Raw genomic sequence first — 17,973 nt, 5'->3', positions numbered from 1 at the left:
ACATCGTTATGAACAGCAAATTCAAACGGGGAACATTGGAAAAACAATTGTTTGATCTGCCATCCGAGGTTCAATTCTGCAAAAAGTGCGTGATGTCAAATCAAAGACCCAGAATTATCTTTGATGAGGAGGGGGTTTGTAGTGCCTGTCGCAATACGGCTGAATACAAAAATAAAATTGATTGGGCAGAAAGAGAAAAAGCGCTAATCGAATTGTTGGATCAGCACCGGAAGACAGATGGCAGTTGGGACGTTGTCGTACCCAGTAGTGGTGGCAAAGATTCGGCATTTGTTGCCCACCAACTCAAATATAAATATGGCATGAATCCGCTTACTGTTACCTGGTCCCCGCTTCGATACACGGATATCGGTTTTAAAAACTACCAAGCCATGTGTGACGCCGGATTTACCAATTTGCTTTGCACACCGAATGGTAAAATCCATCGTAAACTTGCCCGGCTGAGTTTTGAAGAATTAGGGGATGCGTTCCATGTATTTGTTTTGGGTCAGCTGTCCTACGCATTCCATATCGCCGTCAAGTTTGGAATCGGATTGGTCATGTTCGGTGAAAATGGCGAAGCCGAATATGCAGGTAACCCCGCAGTTGTAGACCGGCCCTATGTATCATCTGATATCTGGACAAAAATCTATCTGAAAGGCAACAAATTAAAAGACCTTATCCAATACGGGATCGAAAACAAGGATTATCTCTGCAAAGCGGATATTAACGAAGCCGATCTGAAATTTTACTCCCCGCCATCAGTTGAAGAAATGGAAAAAGCCGGCATTCTGGGTAAGCATTTTTTTGGTTATTACACCAAATGGTCACCCCAGGAAAGCTACTATTACGCTGCTGAGCATACCGGCTTTCAAGCAAACAAAGAGAGAACAGAAGGCACCTATACCAAGTATGCAAGCCTGGACGATAAAATGGATGGGTTGCACTACTTCATGAAATATATCAAGTTCGGGTTTGGCAGAACGACGGATGATACTTCGCACGAGGTAAGAGATGGTCATTTAAGCCGTGAAGAAGCGGTTGCGTTGGTCAATCGATACGATGGTGAGTTTCCGAGTAAATACTTTCAGGACTTTTTGGATTATCTGGAAATCACCGAGGAACACTTTTGGGACGTTGCGGATAGCTACCGGTTAGAGCATGTTTGGAAAAAAGAGGGTGATAGCTGGGCATTACGGAATAAAGTACAGTAGTTGATGGGGGTCATGAGCAAAACGATACTTAAAAAATTCGCACTTATCCGGCAACCTGATACCTGGCCTGCAATAAAAAAATGTAACGTCTTATTGGTGTGTGGTGATCAGGACAGATCCTACTTACATGAAAATCAGCGATATTCTCCCATTATCGACAGTATCAATGATGATCTGGTAGCAAAGGGTTATGTTGTCTGCAGTATTTCTGACAGGATATCAAGGTATGCAGGATCTGAAGCCTATAATAACCCGTATTCCGTTAATCGATCGTTAATAAAGTATCGCGCACTGACCCAGATCGGCAGGATGATTGGTCTCAGCCAAAACAGTCTAGAGCACTATCGTGTAAAAAAAGAAACCGCGTTGTGGCGGAATATTCTAAATAAATGCGAGCCAACTGTTGTAATAGGTATTCAGCCCGATCATCCGCTGTGTATTGCTGCCAATGAATTAAAGATCAGAGTCTATGATGTTCAGCACGGGTTGATTTCTGATACCGATGACAATGATTATTATTGGTCAACAAGACTTAACCTATTTGATCGAAGTTATCTTCCCACGGGGTTTCTCTGTTGGAGTGATGTAAGCAGTAAGATTCTGGGCGAGATTAACGCGCTTAAACACTGCGACATAAAAACAGTGGGGAATCCTTGGTTCCGACGTTTTATTAATGTTTCACCAACTGACCGGTTGGCCCGGAAGGCTTTATCGTCAGTCCCTTGCCTGGACAGATTCAAGCCCTCTATCCTCGTCAGCTTGCAGAATAATATTCAAGAGTACGCGGGGGATTATGTTACAGACGGGTTCATGGCGGACTGCCTCAAGTCTGTCATCATGAATAATGCAGAGAATTACAATTGGCTTATCAGACTCCATCCCGCACAACTAGTCGGGGATAACCGGAATTCAGTACTACGATATCTTGATGAGCTTTTCGGTCGTTTAGAGCATGTCCATTGGCAATGGTGTACATCTTTGCCGTTACCGGTGGTGCTGAGTCTGACTAACCTGCATCTTACGCATTTTAGCAGCACAACCGTCGAGGCAGGCTGGATGGGGATTCATACCGGTTTACTTGACCCTCACATCAGGCCGTCAGGTAAACATCAAGACTTTTATACTCACGAAAGAGAAACCGGAGTTGCGACTGTGGTTCCCCTGTCCGAAGAAAAGCTCTCGCGGTTTATCCAGGAAAAATTGCAGAAGCGCACCGCAATCGAAGATCAAGATCATTTATTTAGAGTGGATAGTCTTGAAGAGATTATTTCTCGATGTTAATTGCTGTCACGGTTGAAGTTCATGCCCAAGTCATCGACGCTGCCTGAGCAGGGACACTGTGCCGGGAAACAGCACCAGTGCAGTCACGACCATTGTACATAGATCAAGCATGAAACTGATGTACCATTCTATCGTCAGCGCTTTTGTTAGAAGAGCAAATACTAACAATGGAACAAGCTTAAGCAATGGTCTCAGCAATTTCATCACCGCCACACTATGGATCTGTAAAACATAAGTCGAGATCAACCACGAGAGTAAAAAAAGCAGTATGAAAGATCCGAGGGTGGTGTAAGCGGCTGCAATATAACCATAGACCGGAATGAAAAGATAATTGGCCCCGATGTTGAACAGCACCGCGATCATCATGACCATGGTTGATAGCCATGTTTTTTTCAAGTAGTCAAAGTTTCGATTATAGATGCTGAAAAATGAATAAAATACATAGCCAAGTACGACGATTGGCACGATCTGTATCGATTCCTGAAAGCTGGAGGGCCCCAGAAAGAAGCCGATTTCCTCACAAAACAGCACCAACCCGACAAACGCCAAAAGCACAATATTTTGTGTCTGTACGATATAATGATCGTGATCCGCGTAGGATTTGTCTGTGTAATTTTTAAAAAATACAGGATAGATACTGTTATTCAGTGCGCTTACGACCAAACTCATGATGAAGCCAATGTTGTAGGCAAAGCTGTATAGCCCGGCATTTACATTATCAATCAGTTCCTGAATCATAATGCGATCAAAATGAGCCAGAACAATGTTGCTGAGTGCATAGGGTATTAAGGGCAGGGCATAACATGCGATATAGCTTACATGAGCGGTTTGGAACTTTGTTCCAACGAGGGGAAAAATGGCGTAAACAAAGTACACTAACAGCACACCTGCGCCGGCAATTCGTCCAAGTACGGCGATATCCATTCCGCCATCATGATAAGCAAATGACAGGATAATCACGAATATCAAGATCAGGATTGCTTTTGATACGCCTGAAATCGCAACGGTCTTGCTTTTCAACTGGGCCTGGTAAATCTGTCTGAAAACACTCTCCAGAATGGCTGTCGCCACCAAAGCCAGCAAAGCATATTTTAAAAAAATCGGGTAATCGAAGTAATTGATAAACAAGCAAGCCGAAAACGAAAATAAAACTACTGTAAGCAACAAGTTGGTTCCAAGGAACCCTTCAAACTGGGAATTGTTTTCGTAGTAATATCGGGCGATAGCGGAATGAGTATTCAAAACGAAGATTATCGACGCAATACTGACGTAGGACATAAATACATTCAGCTCGCCATATTCTGCGACACTCATCACCCTCGTTAAAATCGGTACGAGCAAGAACGTTAGCCCAGCGACCAGAACGCCTTCACCAAGATAATCTCTAAACCCTTTTATTATATCCTTGAGACTTCGACTCATTCAGAACGATTGAACACCTTTAATTGTTGTTGAATTGACTGATGATATGGTTGGCGTTACCAAACGGATGCCATGGCATCGAGTACGATCTTTGACAGTTTTTCATGTCCGGTTTGGTTGAGATGGTGGCAATCTGAAGTATAAATGGTTTCAGGGTCTAGTTGGCTAAAATCCGTCAGAAATCGATCCGAGTTTTCTCCAAGTACTTTGTTATAGCGAATGATGTTTTCCCCAATGGCAGGAGAAAGCTCAAAGTAGGCTGAGCAAGGCGGGCCAATAGGAACATGTATTAACGTACAGCCGTCAGGGGCATGTTGGCGTATCTTTTCGTTGATTGATTTGATATTGAGAGCAAAATCAGCAATCGAAACCGCTGTGATATTGCGAAATTTGCTGATCGGCGCATGGTAGTTTTTACCGATTCGGGCGGCCAGGTTATGCAAGTTCAGTATTCGAAAGAGCAGCTTTTCTCGGTCGCTCCAAACCCGTGGGGCACAGTCTACAATTCCGAACTGGAATATCACGACATTTGGTTTGTACAGGTGCAGTTTAAAGTTCACTTCACTCAACAGGTTCGCCGAGTCCAGGCCATTGGCTGTGAAAGCAATGACATCGTAACCATTGTTTTGCGCTTCGCACTTGACCTTCGCAACCCAAGTCTGATCGTAATTAACCAACTCGGGCTCGATTCTGGGGGCACCGAGAGAATCAGTGAGTATTAGCATGCGCTTGGGCATTGATGAAAATCCTTTTAACGGAAGAAATCATTACTGAAGATACAATTTGAGCGAGTACACATCAAAAGCTCGGTAAGTTGATCGGTGCCTTATCCGATATCGCAACTACAACATGCCCTGCTGGCTCTATTTCTTCATTGGCTGATCGTCTGATGGACTGAGCTTGATCAAATGGGTGATCTTGCTGCCAGACCAAATCATTCACCTCGCTTGAAGGAGCATACCCTAAGGGTGCTTTTAACATTTCATTCAATACGGCCTGGCAATCAAAGCTCTGGCAGGCATGATCCAAGCGCTGCAACGATTTGGCAACCTCCTCCCAGGGCAGGCAATGTTCAATGGCCTTCCTGATGCCGGGGTGGTTGGTTGAACTGACGTTGTCACCGATCAGCAGCTCTTCATATAATTTTTCCCCGGGTCTCAATCCCGAGTATTTGATTTCGATATCGCCAGCTGGATTGGCTTCATCCTTTACTTCCATTCCCATTAAATGAATTAGCTTTTTAGCTAACTCCGCGATACGGACACTCTTGCCCATATCAAGAACGAATACATCTCCACCTTCTCCCATCGAGCCAGCCTGGAGCACCAGTTCAGCGGCTTCCTGGACTGTCATAAAGTATCTTGTGATGTTTTCATGGGTTACTGTGACTGGGCCACCTTCTCTAATCTGCTTTCTGAACAGCGGCACAACCGAACCTGAAGAGCCCAGCACATTACCAAATCGAACCATGCAGAAGCGAGTACCCTTTTGTCGTTGGGCCAGTCCTTGAAGAATCAATTCAGACAATCTTTTGGATGCCCCCATCACATTGGTGGGCCGTACCGCTTTATCGGAAGAAATCAGAACAAACGTTTCAACTTTGGCATTGATTGCCGCTTCCGCGCAATACCAGGTGCCAAAAACATTGTTGCGGGTACCCTCAATGATATTCTGCTCAACCAGTGGCACATGTTTATAGGCCGCAGCATGATATACGGTATCGACCTTGAAACTATTCATTACCGCTTCAATACGATCCTGTTTTTGCACGGACCCCAAGATGGCGTGCAGTGCCAGCGTATCACCGGTTTTATCGGCGTAACAGGATAGTTCCTGTTCGATCTGATACAGTGCGTATTCAGATGATTCGAACAATATGAGCTTGCTTGGTTTGAGTTTGACGATCTGACGGCACAATTCAGAACCGATAGAACCACCGGCTCCGGTTACCATCACCGATTTTCCCGAAATACATTCAGCCAACAGCTTGGTGTCAGGGGCTACGGAGTCTCTTCCCAGCAAATCTTCAATTTCCACTTCCCGGATTTCTTCGATTCTGGCTTTGCCTTTCACGATCTCGTTAATGTCCGGGATGGTTTGCACTTTGACTGGATAGGTTTCCAGAAACCGTATAATTAAACTTCGCTGGGATCGTGGTGCTTGTCCGAGCGCCAACAGTATGTTGGTGACGGAATACTTTGACAAGACCTGTGGAAGTTCCTCGGGGGAATAGACATTAATACCATTTAATATGCTGCCTTGCTTTCGCCGATCATCATCAACGAATGCGATCGGCTCCAGCTCATTCCCGTGGAATAAAACAGAACTCAGTTGAAGCCCGGATTTTCCTGCCCCGTAGATGACAACTTTTGTTTTTGATTTGACGTCATTTTTGTGAAAAACCGAACGCATCAGCATGCGGGTACCGCCCACAAATATCATGGCCAGACAGCAATAGATTATCGGCACAGAGAGCGGGACGGGGGCGGCAAAAATGAAGGAAATAAAAACCAGAACCAAGGCAGACAAGGTAACGCCGGAGATAACCGCGATCATCGCATGATTGCTCATAAACCGGATGACTGCGCGATAAAGACCGAGTCGAGTAAAAACAAGAACCGTTGAGAATACCGTTATTGCACCGACGATATAAATGTTGTGGTCAGATGGAATATAAAATTCTTCAAGCCGAAGACTGAAAGCCGACCACAGCGCGAAAGGGAGAAAAAGAATATCAGCCAAAATGGACACAAAGCGCTTTTGGTAGCGAGGCAATTTTAGCAGTCTTTTTAACACAACTGGCGCATCCTTCCGATCTGATTGAGTTAAAAATTATAGACCGTGCTCTCGAAGTCTGCCCGGATATTAAACTCAAGTTTCAGTAAGTGCTTTCAGTTATGGGGTATCGTTTCCTTGCTAAATGCCGTACAGGATCGACCTTAATAGTCATCCCTCTCTCTGATAAACCGTGCGAATCGGGGTAAACCATTTTTGGTGTAGCCATTGTACTGATAGGTTACCCAGGTTCCTTTTGCCGGTGGATTCTTTCGCTCATCATGACTGAAACCGGTACCAATTTTGAAGGTTTTACCATCTTGTGTTTGGACAATTAAAGCACCGAGCTGATTTTCAAACTTACCCTTTCCGGGAACATAGCCAATTACCCGGGCTTCTGCGTCCTGATTTATTTTCAATTTCAACAGTGAATCAGTCCTGCCGGGTTGGTACAGGGCATTTTCATGATGCAACATCAAGCCTTCACCTCCTGTCGCGACTGTCTGTTGCAAATGTAGATCCAGTTCATCCCGGGATTCAAACTGTGTTTGTGGGATGACCTTTAGCCAAGGGGCCGGAACAGAATCGATCAGGTTTGTCAGTGCTGCCAATCGTTGGGTAAAGGGCGTAACCTCATCAGGAAGATCGAAAATCATATATTTAACCTGTTGCCATTCCCGGTCATCAGGTTGATGTTTCCGGACAATCCCGGACACCCTGGCAAAGGCACCCCGTTGAATCCAGAGTTCCCCATCCAATGCCTGAGCAGGAAAGGGCGCGGTAAACCAGACCGGGGCGTGAATGACATTACCAGCACGGGTAACTAACGCCCGACCATTCCAATACGCTCGAACCCCGTCGAGCTTCTCACTCACCCAATAGCGTTGAACCTGAAAATGTGAATGCTGGTCGACCTGATACAGTCGCGATAACATCAACCGAGGCGTATCCGGCGCAGAAACCGCCAGCGTCGAGTAAATCAAGCTGATAAACAGCGTTAATACAATAAGAAAGGGAAACATAGCGATCATTCCTTTGAGTCGTTTTCTAGCACCTCAATACAGCGATTGAGCGTATCTTGAGCTTCCAAGCTCGAAGGCTAGTTTATCGATTTGATGGGATATTTTCAAAACGGTGTTCACTGACTTGACGAAAATACGCCCACCTTTTTCAAATCGAGTTAACAACTTAATTGATTCTATTGTTTAGCTGAGGTCAAATTCTCTTTTGTGAACAGTTTGTCCAATAGTGGATACCTTCCCACAATTCAATCTGAGCAGTTTCCTGTAGCACTTCGCGAGCGAAAACCGTATAAAACTTTCCATCCAAGAGACTCTGCAGTACTACCCCTTGACCTGATCTTAATCGTCCAAGCGTTTTCTTTTTCTTCTCCGGATCGGTGTAAAATTTCCCATCAACATTTGTACCGTGGTAGTCGATATATGTTTCAATTCTGTTGCAGGCGCCATTATTCCTTCGAGATAAAGTCCCGGTTAATTGAACTCCATGTTGTGTAAATAGTGTTGGATCTCCAACAATTTGACCCTGTTTTATGCTGACCGAACCTATAACCGGTTCAGGCAAGGAATTTTTGACGTAATCAAGCAATTGTTCCGCAGATAGCATCAATACACCGACGATAACGCCTGCTACGATGGGTTCAGACCTAAACAGACCTCTTATGTATGACATCCTTAATCCTCTTGTTATTGCAATAACTCCATTCAGGAGGTGCATATGTTAACTGCGGTCTACCCTTATAAGTATAGTCCGAGTAAATGTACAGAATATCGCTTTAAAATTACTTTATTACTTCAATATCCTCCCTGTATGTGAGCACTATTTTGAGTAGTTTCAGTGCTTGGCTTATTAATTTATACTTGGAGCAAATCCTGTTCCAGTTCAGAATTCATTGAGACGCTGGGCGAAGGTTTCTATGCTGCAAAACCGGCAATATTCGCGATTGAACTAAAAATACCAATGGTGAACTTAATCTGAACAAGGAATTTAGTTGAAAGTAAGAGGTGGTGAATTTCGACGAGTATGTACAAGTCCAATCTCAACATTAAAATCTCAACCCCGACTAGGTCCCTTTAAAGCTCCCAGCTCGTAAGGTTTTCTTTCATTCTAATCCCCTAATCTCATCAAAAATATTCCGTCTAGCCTGCTCTTCAAACCGTTCATGCAAAGGTTCTGTCAGGTAGATTTTCGGTCGGTTCAAAAATCCCTGAAGCACGGCTTTGCGTTTTTCGCGGTAGAGTGAAATTGGCACGAGTTGGTATTCGAATCTTACGCCATGAGTATAGATTTCGTAGTCGGTTTTAGGTCGACCCAGTATGGCGAGGTCGATGTCTGAAATGAGTTTTTCATCAACGGTTCCTGATGCGCCGGTGTGGGATGTGGCGTCGATTAGTTGTTCAATTCGTGCGGTACTTTGTGAGTTGATCTGGTTTTGGTTGAGGAAGGTTCGGGCCCACTGTGCGCTTTCGAGTTCATTTGATGTGGATTTGGGTTGATAGATCGCATCATGAAACCACAGCGCCAGTTCTATTTCGTGTGTGTGCTGAGCAAGGTGTTGGTATTGATCCAACAGGCTCAATACTGATTCAAGGTGTACCAGTGTGTGGTATTGTCTATGGGCTTCGGAATAGGCCTGGACAAGTGCATCACAAGTGGCTTTATTCTCTTTCATGCCCATATTGGCCATAAGCTTTTTCCAGCGTGCAACCAGCATGATATCGTCCTCGCAGCATCGGATGATGGAACCATTTAATCGCGACCCTACAGGAGCGCTCGGTCAAAAGCAAAGGTGTGTTACAGTGGAAGGCCACAGCAATGCCCACGACTGAGACGATGTGATTTGCGAACTCGATAACGGAGTAAGATATGGATAGCAGGAATATTCTGATCCTGGGGGGATATGGCAACTTTGGCAAGCGCATTGTAGAGAGTCTTCTGGATTTCACTGCTGTTAAATTGATTATTGCAGGGCGCAGTCTGGAGAAAGCATCAAACTTGTGTCGAGTGTGCGCGCGTCAGGATCCAGCGGCATTACTTGAACCCGCCGTGCTGGATATCAATGATGTTCTCTTTGAAGAGCAATTGCGTAAACTCAATCCTTTTCTCATTATCCATACAGGTGGGCCGTTTCAGGGGCAGGATTACCGGGTGCCGCAGGCTTGCATCAATATTGGTTGCCATTATATCGATCTGGCAGATGATCGGCGATTTGTTTGTGATATCGGGCGGCTGAACACTGCAGCAAAGGAAAAAGGTGTATTGGTGGTAACCGGAGCCAGTTTCGTGCCGGGCCTGTCTGCAACCGTTGTCGATCACTACGTTTCAAAGTTCCAGACTCTTGAAACAATCGACTATGCCATCGCACCGGGCAATAAAGCGGAACGTGGTGAAGCCACTGTGCGAGCCATTCTGTCTTATACTGGGCATCCTTTTCAGGTGTTCCGATCCAACTCATGGGCTTTAACAGTTAACTAAATACTTGACTAAACCTACTCATATACAGTAGCTTGTACAGTATTGTTTTCTCATGGATGGAGGTGATGATTATGGCTGAATTTCTATCGATAGGCGCTGCCGCTTTTCTGCTGGGTGTGGCCGTTTCCACCCTTCGTCGCTGGGAAAAAGAATCGCGATTTTTCTCAGATTTCCGTCCGCCTGGTGGCCATCGTCGTTAAGCGCCATCGCCTAGTGGATACGCCAACGAAAACACTCACCTTTGAAACCCGGCTTGATTTGATTCATGAGCAGGATGCGGCATTGTGTCAATATGCCGAGCTGTGGAATCAAGTGAAGTTTCGTTGGTTTGCTAACTTACAAAAGCCTAAAGCCCAGCAATTGAATCGTACCCAGTTTATGCATGAAATGGGGATGCCGTTCAGCTATCGGGTGTTTCAAGGCGTCCAGCAAAGCATTAAAGGCTTAATCCAGTCTTACCAAACCAATCGAAACAACCGATTGGTGACGCTGGACGTTAAAATCAAACAGCTGGAGAAAACGCTCAACAAGCTAAAGAAGCGCTGTGACCATGTTGCAAAGAAAGGCTGCCCGCAACAGGCGAAACAACTTCGCAACAGACTACGACAGAAGGAAGTGAAACTGCGTCGTTGGCAGCAAAAGCTGTCCGCCTTGGTGGCCGAAAAACAGGAAAACAAAACACCGATTTGTTTTGGTGGTCGAAAGCTGCTGAAAGAGCGTCAAGCGTTAGAAACGGGTTCGGCCATTGAAGGCTGGAAACAACGCTGGCACGAAGCACGACACCGCGAATTTCTATTAGTGGGTTCGCATGATGAATCCTGGGGCTGTCAAAATGCCCAGCTATCGCCCAGTGAGCAAGAAGATGCTTACCAGCTAAAACTCTTGGTGCCCCATCAATTACGCGCCACGTTTGGCACGACCATTCACATTGATCACCTGCAATTCAAGCATGGTAAGGCGGCTATTGCCCAAGCCGTTTGGCAGAATCAGGTTAAAAAACACGATAAATCAATCAAAGGGCAACCCCTGAGTTTTCGATTTAAGCGAGACAAAAAAGGTTGGCGGTTACTCGTTAGCGTGGAAGTGGCAGGCCCAACAGAGCAAGCAGAGTGGATCGATGATGACCAAGGTGTAATCGGTGTAGATGTCAACCCGGATCACTTGGCGGTCGTCGAGCTGGATCGAAACGGTAACCCACTGCAACACCGAACGTTTGACTTACCGTTACACTATAAGAATGATGCTCAACGGGCAGCCATTATTGGGGATGCCGTACGAGACCTGATGGACTTTGCCGCACAGCAAGGTAAAGCGGTGGTGATCGAAAAGCTGGATTTTCAGCAGAAGAAACGGCAATACCAAAAGCAGGATCATTCTCAGTATGCCCGCATGTTGAATGCCTTTGCTTACGGCAAGATCAAGGACTTGATTGAAACGCAAAGCATTAAACGCGGCATACACCTTTATCACGTCAATCCGGCTTATACCTCATTACTGGGGCGGATGAAATACCGCGATCGACACGGTTTTTCAGATCACCATGCCGCCGCGTTAGTGATTGGTCGTCGGTATTATGGCTTTAAAGAAAAGCCGCCAAAACAACTCATTGGTATTAACGCGAAGGGTACCGTTAAGACCGAGCATCCGCCTGTAAGGATGGCGCTCGGGGATTATCAGTATTACAACAAACTCCAGCGTTGGTACCAACCACTCGAAAAATCATTAGATTTTCTGAGTGGCTGGCGTCACTTTCGTCGTGTGAATCGGGTTAGTTACTCCGTCGAGGCTCGCCTTGATGGTAGACCGGGCATGAATCCCGACTTGATTCAGGAAAGCACTCCACTGCTTTCCGCGCACCCTGCGCTGTAGGGATAGGCTCGTTTAAACCATGAGTAGGTTTAAGCAGGTTTATGAAAACGGTGGGGCCTTATATTCCTACGCTGTCTGCCATTATCCTGGCACGCAAGTTAATGGCTAACACCCTGGATCAAACGGGCGCGCTGGCCTGCCAGGGCATGTATACCCTGGATGAATTTGATCAGGTTGCCAGGCCTTGGGGAATCTATTCCACTGAAACGATCAGTTATTCGAAGCAACGAGGTTGTTGATGGCGGAATACTATCTCACGATCAAAATGATCCACATTCTGGCGGCTGTCGTTGTCGCCGGTACGGGAACCGGTATCGCATTCTTTATGTTTATGGCAACTAAATCGAACAACATTCAGGCCATCGCGGTGACTACGAAACATGTTGTCCTGGCCGATTGGTTGTTTACCTTTCCGGCGGTCATTGTCCAGTTTGTGACCGGGATGATGCTGGTTAATGTATTGCAGTATTCGTACACTGCCCCGTGGCTTTTGGCGGTGATCAGTTTGTTCGTGTTTATCGGCGCGTGCTGGTTACCGGTTGTCTACCTCCAGTACCGGTTAAAGGCTTATGCCGATCAGGCGATGGCAGAGGGGGCTTTGAGTGAGGGCTTCAAAAAGACCATGAGACTGTGGACGGCGCTCGGCATTCCGGCATTTTTGGCGATCCTGATAATTTTCGTATTGATGGTTTTCAAACCGCTTGCGGTGGTGTGAGCACGCTGATGCATGGGCCTTCCGCTACCTGTAAAACCGCCGTGATCACCGCGCTAAGATTCGAACTTCCTAGCTTTCGAGATTTCTGATGAAGGTGTATTCCCCAGAGTTTTCTTTCATCCGGTACAAAGCTGCCGGGCGTCCCGCATCAACCTGCTTTTCCCCCGTATCCTCAACCAGACCGGCTTGATCTATACGACGCCGGAAGGATTTCTTTTGAATGGCTTTGCCGATCAGTACTTCATGCAGGCGTTGAAGTTCTGGCAGAGTAAATTTTTCCGGTAATGCATAGGCGGGGACGATGGAATACAGAGCTTTTTGCTTCAGCCTTTCCCGTGCGCAGTGGATAATGTCCAAATGATCGAAAGCCAGATCCATTCGCGTTAACTGATCAAAACCCACCCATTGTGCGTCGGCCACGGTGTTGATATGGCTTTCACAGTTCTGGTGCGCGATAAGCGCGCTATAGCATACCGTAACGGACCAGCCGCGTTTGTCACGCTGTGCATTGCCAAAGGTATTCAGAGCCTCAAGATAGGGGGGGGATACGCCGGTTTTTTCTTTGAGCTTTCGAATGACCGTATCTTCCAGGCACTGATCCTGCTGCATATCGATAAAACCGCCGGGCAGAGCCCATTTACCCTTCTCCGGGAAATTTGAACGTTCCACCATCAGCACTTTCAACTGTCCTTCGTGGAAGGTGAACAGTGCCGCATCCACTGTAATCAGTGGTGAGTCATAACGGGATCGATCATAGTTTGCGAGATACTGCGCTTCATTCATGGCATGGCTACCGATAGTTGATTCGTGCCCTCTCCCTGGCGTGCTCCGTTTTCTCCTGTCCATTTTTGCTGGCGCAAATACTAGCGTGCTCGAGTCCGAGTCGCAATGATCTGTGAAATAAGTCTTGACGCATTAGTGACTATTTGCCACTATTGTTATTAAGTGTCTATATGTCACTTAATTGGTATGGATGGTATGGATGGTATGGATGGTATGGATGGTATGGATGGTATGGATGAGGAGATGAGTCATGGCAAATGAATTATCAACGCAACCCGGGGCATTTCTGGCTTCACTTAAACGTAACAATACCCAGATCCGTGAAGACCGGGCGACGGCAATCGCGGAAATTGCCCAATTGATGTTTAAACGTGAAGTAGAGGATCTCGCAATCCAGATCAAACGGCTGCGAAGAGAGCAGGACAACATGCTGGACCTGAGTCCGGAAGACGCCAATAGTTTGGTGCTGGCATCGGAATTTGATGCCCGTGCTTATGTGGATAAAGAGCTGGAACTCGGGGTTAAGATTCGCAATCTGGAAATCAAACTGGAGATTGCCGAGAAACGATATTCTTATTTGTTTGGGGAGGATTGAGCAATGGGAAATGGTCACTACACGAATGAAGCGTACATCGCACTCAGGACCAGAAAGTCCTATTCCAGTAAAACCCGTAAGCAGATTTTTGAATCACGCCAACTGGATACGGAAATGGATCCCCGACGAATTCAGATCCGTGAATCGAGGGATTCAACGGAACATCCTGAATCATTGGCGATCATCATCGGTTTGGATGTCACAGGTAGTATGGGCTTTGTGCCGGAAGACATTGTAAAAAATACGTTACCGGATTTAATGGGCTCGCTGATCCAGGCCGGTGTTGAGCACCCGCAGGTTCTGTTTCTTGGCTTGGGAGATTTTGTCTATGACCGTGCCCCCCTGCAGGTGGGGCAGTTCGAGTCCTCCGCAGAATTGCTGGATCGCTGGTTAACGCGGGTTTATCTTGAACAGGGCGGCGGCGGTAATAACGGTGAGTCCTATAATCTTGCCTATTTATTTGCAGCACGTCACACGTCAATCGATTGTTTCGAAAAGCGCCAACAAAAAGGTTACGTCTTTACCATTGGCGATGAACCCTGCCTCGGGGATATTCCGGGTGATGTGATTCGTCGACTGACGCCGGAAGATCAGGCGCGAACTGTCTCCACTGCAGAAATTCTGCAGGAAGCGCAAGCACAATATCAGGTTTATCACCTTCATCTTTTGCATAATCAGGCCAGCCAAAGTGAGCACCGCAAAGCCGGGTGGCGAGATCTTCTAGGCCAGCAATTTATCGAAATTGAAGATTATCGGACGGTGGCGAAGCGCATAGCGGAGTGTGTGATTCGGGATCTTGAAACACAAAACCGTTGCATTAAATCCACTGATCAAAAGTTAACTCCGAATGGTGAGGAGATCATCCTTTGAGGCGTAGCGTAGTTTTGGACCAGATCAAGGCGGTCGAAATGGTCATTGATTTAGGTTTTGGCGATTCAGGCAAGGGGGTGATGGTGGATTACTTGTGTGCTCAAAATCCCGAGCGCAGTCTGGTCGTGCGCTTCTCCGGTGGTCATCAGGTGGGGCACACGGTCTGGTTTGAGGGTAAGCGCCATATATTCAGCCACTTCGGTTCAGGCACATTTAGAGGTGTTCCGACGTATTACACTGCTCAAACCACATTTTTCCCACCCGGAATGTTGATGGAGCGGCAACGGCTCACAGAGTACAACCCGGTGTTGTATCTGGATCCGCAGGTCATGGTAACGACGCCTTATGATATCGCGTTCAATCGAGCACTCGAGCAACAGAATGCCCACGGCTCCTGCGGGGTGGGCTTCGGTGCTACCGTTGAACGCCATGATGATGGCGTCCCGTTGTTTGCTCAGGATTTACAGTACGCTTGGGTGGTACAGCAAAAGCTGAATGGTATTGCCGATTATTATCAGAGGCGGGTGAGTGCACTGGAGCCGAAAATACAGGATGCCTACCGGACAGAACTAAACGGTTATGAAGACGACCAATATATCGATGTCTGTCTGGAAGCGACCCAGTGGATTCAGGTACGGCGTTTTGATCAATGTGTCTGTGACGTTGACCGGCTAGTTTTCGAGGGCAGTCAAGGTGTATTGCTGGATCAGTCCCATGGCTTCTTTCCTCATGTTACCCGAAGCTACACAACCTCAAGAAATGCATTTTCGTTCCTGGAACAATTTCAGGTACAAGCGCAACAGATCACCCTAAATTACCTGACCCGTTGTTATCAAACCCGCCATGGCAATGGCCCGATGAGTTCGGAAAACAACGTTGTCTTGGTCAATAACGAGCATGAAGCCAATCAACACAATTTTTATCAGGGGGCATTTCGGTGTGGCGCACTGGATTCAGCACTGCTTAATTACGCACTGGACTGTGATCGCAATTATCATCCGTGGCCATCTGTGCAAAATCGGCTCGTCATCAGTTGCCTGGATCAATTGCCAGAGTTTGATATTGGTAAATTACTCGGTGAGCTTACGGTTTCATTTGATGAGGTGATGGGTAATGTTTCACCGTATTCTGAATCCCTGGGTGTAATACAAAGTCCACGTATCAAATGAACTCAGGGCGGGATTGCCGTTGCACCCGTTCCTCAATGATTTCGGCGTAGCGGTGCAGTTGCTCCGGGGTTAAGGCGCTGGCAAGCTTCCTGACTTCCCGACCGTTCATTGTCAGCCAGATCTGACTGGCCCACTGAACCAGTCGGATAAAGAACTTTTTAGCCCCCATCTCGCGTAAAACCTGCACGAAGTTGTAATCAATAATCGCGGCCAGGGATTGATTGGATAGTGAAGTGAGTACTTTGATAATCTCGTCTCTTGAGTCATTGCTTCGAATTTGAGCAACCAGTTTCTCGCCTTCCAGTAATAACGCCTCCGAGACAGGAATATACAGGTAATACTGGCCGTTGACCGCCACAGGCATGCGGACTTCTGCAAAGTTGGCGATATGATGGAGTTCATCTTCTGAAAATCGGGCAAAGGAGCGTTTTAAGAGCGTGGTTTGAATACCCAGTCCGATTTGTGTTGCTTTCTCAATCATCTTGATGGTTTTTTCGGATACCTTGATGGCCCGAGTCGGGTATAAGAAATAAGATTCGTTGAAGTATTCCGTTACGGTAATTAGTTTTTGTACGATTGTACCTGTATGGGATTTCGGTGAATCAGACTGTCGAATGGTATCAACCATTTCTTTGAGGTTTTCGTGTGCCTTCTGATCAATTTCAATGACGAGATGACCTACCACGCGGATATCCTTCTGCTAATGTAATGCTGGCCTTAACAGAGCGTACCACAGTTTGGAACGTATCACAGTTTATCGCGTTTAAAACCAGGAAAAAAACGACACTACGCTGAAGAAACCTGTTTAAGCACCGTGCGATAACTCGGTGGCTCCGGTGTGATTTTTCTGACTCTGAGGATTCGGTGGAATTCAGGTAAACGAAAGTAGGGCACTGAGGCCATGGCATGATGTTCGATATGAAAATTAACATTGAACGGCGCGATAAATGTCCGGGCCAGTAAGCCTGCCCGGGTAGTTCGGGTATTTCGAAATACATCCGGAGTTTGTTCTGTTACCGCATGCTCCGCCAGGGCCCGGATGCGAATAAATAGAGGGTAGGGGATTAAATAAGCCGCAATCCATGCCCAATACAATTCACCAAATCCAGCAGCGGCCAGCATGAAATACAATGCAAGATTGGTCAGCAGGGTCGGATAAGCGTTTTTGCAAAACGTGCCCAGTTGGTGATACCAACGACGATGGGTTTGTGGCAACCAGGTGACATCCGCCGCTACCGTCCATTTTTGAATACCGGCATCCATCAGGATTCTGCCGAGCAGAAACTTGGCGCCGGTTATGCCCAGTAGATCACGGGTGAATTTGCGGCGCAGTGAGGCGCGGGTTGTTGGCAGCCCGGCAATCAGGGAAATATCGCTATCTTCCGGTGTGCCGGTCTGGGTGTGATGGATAAAATGGTGGGCCCGATACTTTTGCAGATCCAGTGCAATGGGGCGCCCACATAGCCAGTCTGTAAGCACATCATTTGCCCATTGGGTGTTAAAGAGTGTTTTATGGCAGGCTTCATGGGTCAATATGGCCAGCGCCAATTGGCGTCCGCCGAGGAGTGCGACGCCCGCCAAGGTACCTAAAATGGCGACGATCAGAGACTGTTGCCAACTCCACGCGATTAACGCGAAGATCAGGGCGATACCCCCCCAGGTTGAGACAATCGCCCAACCTCCCATCAGATCTGATTTCTGCGTAAGCCGTTGAATTTCGGACTTGGACAGGATGGTTGTGATGCGAGGGCGTTTTGCTGTTGAATCGGTATCAGACATTGGGAATCC

19 protein-coding genes are annotated in these 17,973 nt (G+C 46.8%); 10 read left to right on the top strand and 9 right to left on the bottom strand.

Annotated features, from left to right (window positions below):
• Positions 1–8: 8 nt before the first annotated feature.
• On the top strand, positions 9–1,211 hold the full coding sequence (locus tag OLMES_RS27505) for an N-acetyl sugar amidotransferase (protein WP_087464210.1): 1,203 nt from the start codon (positions 9–11) through the stop codon (positions 1,209–1,211).
• A 12-nt stretch (positions 1,212–1,223) separates the two neighbouring features.
• Positions 1,224–2,492 (top strand): hypothetical protein, encoded by a 1,269-nt coding sequence (locus OLMES_RS27500; RefSeq protein WP_157678664.1) that lies wholly within the window; start codon positions 1,224–1,226, stop codon positions 2,490–2,492.
• A gap of 30 nt (positions 2,493–2,522) precedes the next feature.
• Here the strand turns inward: OLMES_RS27500 and OLMES_RS27495 are convergent, their stop codons facing one another.
• From OLMES_RS27495 to OLMES_RS27470, 6 genes are all read right to left on the bottom strand, one after another.
• The gene (locus tag OLMES_RS27495) at positions 2,523–3,914 is read right to left on the bottom strand and encodes a lipopolysaccharide biosynthesis protein (RefSeq protein WP_087464208.1); all 1,392 of its coding nucleotides are present in this window, start codon (positions 3,912–3,914) and stop codon (positions 2,523–2,525) included.
• 56 nt (positions 3,915–3,970) lie between these two features.
• Complete coding sequence (locus OLMES_RS27490) at positions 3,971–4,651, bottom strand: SGNH/GDSL hydrolase family protein (RefSeq protein WP_087464207.1); 681 nt, start codon at positions 4,649–4,651, stop codon at positions 3,971–3,973.
• A 61-nt stretch (positions 4,652–4,712) separates the two neighbouring features.
• Positions 4,713–6,710, bottom strand: a complete 1,998-nt coding sequence (locus OLMES_RS27485) for a nucleoside-diphosphate sugar epimerase/dehydratase (RefSeq protein WP_087464206.1) — start codon at positions 6,708–6,710, stop codon at positions 4,713–4,715.
• Between the two features lie 143 nt (positions 6,711–6,853).
• Complete coding sequence (locus OLMES_RS27480; RefSeq protein ID WP_198343157.1) at positions 6,854–7,711, bottom strand: DNA ligase; 858 nt, start codon at positions 7,709–7,711, stop codon at positions 6,854–6,856.
• Between the two features lie 193 nt (positions 7,712–7,904).
• A complete protein-coding gene (locus OLMES_RS27475) occupies positions 7,905–8,381 on the bottom strand; it encodes a hypothetical protein (RefSeq protein WP_087464204.1) in 477 nt (158 codons plus the stop codon).
• Between the two features lie 430 nt (positions 8,382–8,811).
• Positions 8,812–9,423 carry an HD domain-containing protein gene (locus OLMES_RS27470; RefSeq protein ID WP_087464203.1) on the bottom strand — a complete coding sequence of 204 codons (612 nt, stop codon included), beginning with the start codon at positions 9,421–9,423 and terminating at the stop codon, positions 8,812–8,814.
• A 152-nt stretch (positions 9,424–9,575) separates the two neighbouring features.
• Here OLMES_RS27470 and OLMES_RS27465 point away from each other — a divergent pair, with 152 nt between their 5' ends.
• The 5 genes from OLMES_RS27465 (at position 9,576) to OLMES_RS27450 (ending at position 12,768) form a co-directional block, all read left to right on the top strand.
• Entirely contained in the window at positions 9,576–10,184 is a 609-nt protein-coding gene (locus tag OLMES_RS27465) for a saccharopine dehydrogenase family protein (RefSeq protein WP_087464202.1), read from the top strand.
• 71 nt (positions 10,185–10,255) lie between these two features.
• On the top strand, positions 10,256–10,384 hold the full coding sequence (locus OLMES_RS28210; protein ID WP_157678663.1) for a MerR family DNA-binding transcriptional regulator: 129 nt from the start codon (positions 10,256–10,258) through the stop codon (positions 10,382–10,384).
• A gap of 13 nt (positions 10,385–10,397) precedes the next feature.
• Complete coding sequence (locus OLMES_RS27460) at positions 10,398–12,053, top strand: IS200/IS605 family accessory protein TnpB-related protein (protein ID WP_087464201.1); 1,656 nt, start codon at positions 10,398–10,400, stop codon at positions 12,051–12,053.
• A gap of 41 nt (positions 12,054–12,094) precedes the next feature.
• Entirely contained in the window at positions 12,095–12,292 is a 198-nt protein-coding gene (locus OLMES_RS28455) for a hypothetical protein (protein ID WP_087464200.1), read from the top strand.
• Positions 12,292–12,768, top strand: coding sequence for a DUF2269 family protein (locus tag OLMES_RS27450; RefSeq protein ID WP_087464199.1), 477 nt, complete (start codon positions 12,292–12,294; stop codon positions 12,766–12,768). Before OLMES_RS28455 ends, OLMES_RS27450 begins: the two co-directional genes overlap by 1 nt.
• 69 nt (positions 12,769–12,837) lie before the next feature.
• On the opposite strand, the gene OLMES_RS27445 is transcribed toward OLMES_RS27450, so the two are convergent.
• A complete protein-coding gene (locus OLMES_RS27445) occupies positions 12,838–13,551 on the bottom strand; it encodes an NUDIX hydrolase (RefSeq protein ID WP_087464198.1) in 714 nt (237 codons plus the stop codon).
• 250 nt (positions 13,552–13,801) lie between these two features.
• On the opposite strand from OLMES_RS27445, the gene OLMES_RS27440 reads away from it, so the two are divergent.
• The 3 genes from OLMES_RS27440 to OLMES_RS27430 are packed head-to-tail and all read left to right on the top strand — an operon-like array spanning position 13,802 to position 16,185.
• On the top strand, positions 13,802–14,146 hold the full coding sequence (locus OLMES_RS27440; RefSeq protein WP_087464197.1) for a hypothetical protein: 345 nt from the start codon (positions 13,802–13,804) through the stop codon (positions 14,144–14,146).
• A 3-nt stretch (positions 14,147–14,149) separates the two neighbouring features.
• A complete protein-coding gene (locus OLMES_RS27435; protein ID WP_087464196.1) occupies positions 14,150–15,016 on the top strand; it encodes a hypothetical protein in 867 nt (288 codons plus the stop codon).
• The gene (locus OLMES_RS27430) at positions 15,013–16,185 is read left to right on the top strand and encodes an adenylosuccinate synthetase (RefSeq protein WP_157678662.1); all 1,173 of its coding nucleotides are present in this window, start codon (positions 15,013–15,015) and stop codon (positions 16,183–16,185) included. Before OLMES_RS27435 ends, OLMES_RS27430 begins: the two co-directional genes overlap by 4 nt.
• Here OLMES_RS27430 and OLMES_RS27425 read toward each other — a convergent pair.
• Together OLMES_RS27425 and OLMES_RS27420 are read right to left on the bottom strand one after the other, a co-directional pair.
• On the bottom strand, positions 16,178–16,870 hold the full coding sequence (locus OLMES_RS27425; RefSeq protein WP_087464194.1) for a hypothetical protein: 693 nt from the start codon (positions 16,868–16,870) through the stop codon (positions 16,178–16,180). The genes OLMES_RS27430 and OLMES_RS27425 overlap by 8 nt on opposite strands.
• Positions 16,871–16,971: 101 nt before the next feature.
• Positions 16,972–17,964, bottom strand: a complete 993-nt coding sequence (locus OLMES_RS27420; protein ID WP_087464193.1) for a fatty acid desaturase family protein — start codon at positions 17,962–17,964, stop codon at positions 16,972–16,974.
• Between the last annotated feature and the right edge of the window lie 9 nt (positions 17,965–17,973).

Source organism: Oleiphilus messinensis, assembly GCF_002162375.1.
Taxonomy (GTDB): domain Bacteria; phylum Pseudomonadota; class Gammaproteobacteria; order Pseudomonadales; family Oleiphilaceae; genus Oleiphilus; species Oleiphilus messinensis.
This window is presented reverse-complemented; position numbering and strand designations above follow the sequence as displayed.

What these genes read in the sequence shown, in the direction of transcription:
- OLMES_RS27505 (WP_087464210.1), top strand. Translation starts at nt 9, where the DNA reads ATGAACAGCAAATTCAAACGGGGAACATTGGAAAAACAATTGTTTGAT.
- OLMES_RS27475 (WP_087464204.1), bottom strand. Translation starts at nt 8,381, where the DNA reads ATGTCATACATAAGAGGTCTGTTTAGGTCTGAACCCATCGTAGCAGGC.
- OLMES_RS27465 (WP_087464202.1), top strand. Translation starts at nt 9,576, where the DNA reads ATGGATAGCAGGAATATTCTGATCCTGGGGGGATATGGCAACTTTGGC.
- OLMES_RS27480 (WP_198343157.1), bottom strand. Translation starts at nt 7,711, where the DNA reads ATGTTTCCCTTTCTTATTGTATTAACGCTGTTTATCAGCTTGATTTAC.
- OLMES_RS27420 (WP_087464193.1), bottom strand. Translation starts at nt 17,964, where the DNA reads ATGTCTGATACCGATTCAACAGCAAAACGCCCTCGCATCACAACCATC.
- OLMES_RS27490 (WP_087464207.1), bottom strand. Translation starts at nt 4,651, where the DNA reads ATGCCCAAGCGCATGCTAATACTCACTGATTCTCTCGGTGCCCCCAGA.
- OLMES_RS27450 (WP_087464199.1), top strand. Translation starts at nt 12,292, where the DNA reads ATGGCGGAATACTATCTCACGATCAAAATGATCCACATTCTGGCGGCT.
- OLMES_RS27435 (WP_087464196.1), top strand. Translation starts at nt 14,150, where the DNA reads ATGGGAAATGGTCACTACACGAATGAAGCGTACATCGCACTCAGGACC.
- OLMES_RS28210 (WP_157678663.1), top strand. Translation starts at nt 10,256, where the DNA reads ATGGCTGAATTTCTATCGATAGGCGCTGCCGCTTTTCTGCTGGGTGTG.
- OLMES_RS27495 (WP_087464208.1), bottom strand. Translation starts at nt 3,914, where the DNA reads ATGAGTCGAAGTCTCAAGGATATAATAAAAGGGTTTAGAGATTATCTT.
- OLMES_RS27440 (WP_087464197.1), top strand. Translation starts at nt 13,802, where the DNA reads ATGGCAAATGAATTATCAACGCAACCCGGGGCATTTCTGGCTTCACTT.
- OLMES_RS27445 (WP_087464198.1), bottom strand. Translation starts at nt 13,551, where the DNA reads ATGAATGAAGCGCAGTATCTCGCAAACTATGATCGATCCCGTTATGAC.
- OLMES_RS27470 (WP_087464203.1), bottom strand. Translation starts at nt 9,423, where the DNA reads ATGCTGGTTGCACGCTGGAAAAAGCTTATGGCCAATATGGGCATGAAA.
- OLMES_RS28455 (WP_087464200.1), top strand. Translation starts at nt 12,095, where the DNA reads ATGAAAACGGTGGGGCCTTATATTCCTACGCTGTCTGCCATTATCCTG.
- OLMES_RS27500 (WP_157678664.1), top strand. Translation starts at nt 1,224, where the DNA reads ATGAGCAAAACGATACTTAAAAAATTCGCACTTATCCGGCAACCTGAT.